Below are 2,942 nucleotides of genomic sequence, written 5' to 3'. Positions count from 1 at the left end.
TGCTATGGAATTATCCAAACATGGGCGACGCAGTTCCTGCTGTGTCGTTCTTTTTTGCGCCCATGCTCGGATAATTCTCTACTCATAATGGGAAGCTCTATTCTGAGAAATGGTTATGACAGCTTATCTGAAAGGATAGTCAATTGAACGCACTCTAAAACTCTTCTAATACTTCTTCGAAATCTTCATCGCTTTGTATATTTGAAAGAGCCACTGCGAATTGCAATTTTAAAGCCTTTCGTGTAAAATTTGCTATATTTTTATAACTAAGTTTTTTGCAATATTTTAAATATCTTGATTTTTCTAATTTAGGAATAGTCACAGATAAGCAATTGTTTTTGCCTTTGTTTCGATAAAAATACAGGTTTACTAAATCGATCATTTCTTGTGTGACTTGTCCGGTAGGAGGGGAATCAATCATTATATTTAGTAGATTTGTAGTTGTGGGATATAGTGGGTTCAAATCTATATGTTCAGGAAAGCCGCCAACCTTTCAAAACGCTGTAAAACCGCACAAATAAAGGAAAGTTGACAAGCTTTCTTCTCAAAAACTTGTCAACTTATCTTGGTCGGAATGGAATTATGGGAACAGAGAAAAGTATTGAAAATACTCCATTTTTAGGCTATATCTACACAAAACAAACTAAGTGCCACCTGTGACAAAACAACGCTAAATCATAAATTCCTCATTATTAGATTTTTTATCTCCATCTTCAAAATGAATCGTCACTTCGTCATCCTGCTTTTCAAGATCATTAAAAAGTTCATTCATGACTTCGACAGCCTCATTTATTTCTTCGGGCAAAACAGACATATGCCTTAATACGATTATCGTAGGCTCAGCGAAAGAACAGTGCAGACAGTCCCAAAGCGCATCCAGGTTGTAGCCATAGTAGTCAGGCAAATGAAAGGCTTTTTTTAGATAGGTATGCAGATCGTACATGGTCTTTATGCCACTGAAATCAAGTGTAATATACTTCATATTAGTTCTCCAATCCAATTTCAGCAAAGGTTAAATAATGATCATATGTAACAAAAAGCAGGCCGTCATTAGAGTACAGTAACCGACATCCATTTCGAAAGCCAGTTACATAGTCAAAATCCGCTTCATACCAAACACGTCCCTCGGCAACCGGAAGTCGTTTGTCACGATTCTTATAGACGTCACCGCCGATCATTCTTCCCGGCAAAACTTCCTCTAAATTCCCAAGCCACTTTTTCCATCCCAGATTCTTTGCCTCAGCTTATGTCAGATAGCAAGGCGGGAATTCGCCATACAGTGCGACATACTGATCAACGCCATCTGGGCCTGCGCTGGTTGCAGTGCCGACCGCAATAGTGGTCACTTTTTCAATATAACACTTGCAGTTCGGATGAACAGGGATTTCCAGTATTCGAGGATCGTCAACAGAAAGAATTCGACCATTCATTGAGAAGCAGTAAAAGCAGGTCCCCGGTGTAATTACAGTTCTCCAAATTTTCCAACGGCTACTTTCGTAGGAAATTTGAAATCCTTTTTGAATGAGTGGATCGAAAGAGGTTTCCTTTATAATATATCCTATCTTTTTTACTTTGTACACACTACTTTCCCCCTATGAGAAAATACTCACTATGAATAGGGGGTACAGCGGGGTAAATTGCACGTTTCCGTGCAACAAGAAGATGAATCTCTAAAATATCAGCATATTACATAAAAAATGGGTAAGTCCCATAAGGACTTACCCATGAGAGCTACATCAAATCTGGATATCATGTTATTTATAGTATGAGAATTTAAACTATCACTTTATCAAATACTATCATCACAAATTCAAAATAATTATGGTTTTTTCGGTTATGCTCATACCGGGAAACATTCCAATTAAATTGAGCTACCTTCTATGTCTTTGCAGAACCCGATTTTACTCGTTGCAAAACAATGTTTACTATTGGTTTGAAAAGCAAATATAAGAGGTAACCTATAGTCCCGCCAACAGAATTGGTGATTATGTCGGTTATATCCGCTGCCCGGAAACCATTGATAAGTGGCTGTAACAATTCAATACTTAAGCTAAAAATGAATGTTCGTGCGATGCAGGAGAGTGCATTTTGCTTTTTTATCATGGGTAACAGAAATCCAAACGGTATCATCATGAATACATTCAACACGATTTGTCTAACCGTATCGCCTCTTCCATTTAAATAGTCATCAAACGGCAACAGATTTATAGGGACGTAGGGATGATCAAAAATAAATGGAATGGATGCAATAATTGGCATTAGCGTAACATAAAGAACTAATCCGATATATACGTACATAAGTGTATTTACAAGAAGAATATCTCTACCATTTATCTTCCATTTCTTATAAAGAAAAACTACATATATTGCAACCATGGCAACCAAATCTACAATGCATTTTATATTCATGCTGCGCTTATTCACTCCTTAATGTGCAATAAATAATATGTGTTTTAATTTTAGCATAAATAAAACAAAAAGTCATGTATGGGGTCAAATCCTCATACATGACTTAAATATGGTGGAGCATTGCATTTAACATACGAACTCTTATAATCCAAGGGTTCGTATGTTAAATGCTGTGGTGGAGGTGGGGGGAGTTGAACCCCCGTCCGAAAACACTTTAACGAGACGTTCTCCGGGCGCAGACGGTTATTTTGGGAGTCTTTCTCTCCCTGTTCCCCTCTCCGCCGGCAAGCCGTCACGCCGGCGGGTCAGGTGAGCTTCATAATTTATGGCACGCGCAAAGCTTTGCGTACGCACATTTACCGCTAAACGACGCCCTTCCCGGCTCGCGGTCCTTCCGGGTCGGACGGCTGCCTAATTAGGCAGCGTAAGCAACAGTATTATTGTTGTTTAATTTATAATTTGCCCGTTTTTCGGATGACAGGCGCATCCGCCCGCTGGTCCCGCCTCCATATCCCCGTCGAAACCGGTACACC

At 39.2% G+C, this 2,942-nt stretch carries 4 protein-coding genes and 1 other RNA gene; all 5 read right to left on the bottom strand.

All coding sequences use genetic code 11. From position 1 onward, the window contains the following. Positions 1-670: 670 nt before the first annotated feature. Positions 671-982: a barstar family protein gene (locus RT412_RS17100; protein ID WP_313413350.1), complete on the bottom strand. Its 312-nt coding sequence runs from the start codon at positions 980-982 to the stop codon at positions 671-673. Position 983: 1 nt separating this feature from the next. After that, on the bottom strand, positions 984-1,229 hold the full coding sequence (locus RT412_RS17195; protein ID WP_398439724.1) for a ribonuclease domain-containing protein: 246 nt from the start codon (positions 1,227-1,229) through the stop codon (positions 984-986). A gap of 15 nt (positions 1,230-1,244) precedes the next feature. Further along, on the bottom strand, positions 1,245-1,580 hold the full coding sequence (locus RT412_RS17095) for a hypothetical protein (protein ID WP_313413348.1): 336 nt from the start codon (positions 1,578-1,580) through the stop codon (positions 1,245-1,247). Between the two features lie 298 nt (positions 1,581-1,878). Next, positions 1,879-2,409, bottom strand: coding sequence for a VanZ family protein (locus RT412_RS17090; protein WP_313413346.1), 531 nt, complete (start codon positions 2,407-2,409; stop codon positions 1,879-1,881). A 173-nt stretch (positions 2,410-2,582) separates the two neighbouring features. Further along, positions 2,583-2,942: a transfer-messenger RNA gene (gene ssrA / locus RT412_RS17085) on the bottom strand; the annotation flags it as partial.

The organism is Sedimentibacter sp. (genome assembly GCF_032080165.1).
Lineage (GTDB): Bacteria > Bacillota > Clostridia > Tissierellales > Sedimentibacteraceae > Sedimentibacter.
This window is presented reverse-complemented; position numbering and strand designations above follow the sequence as displayed.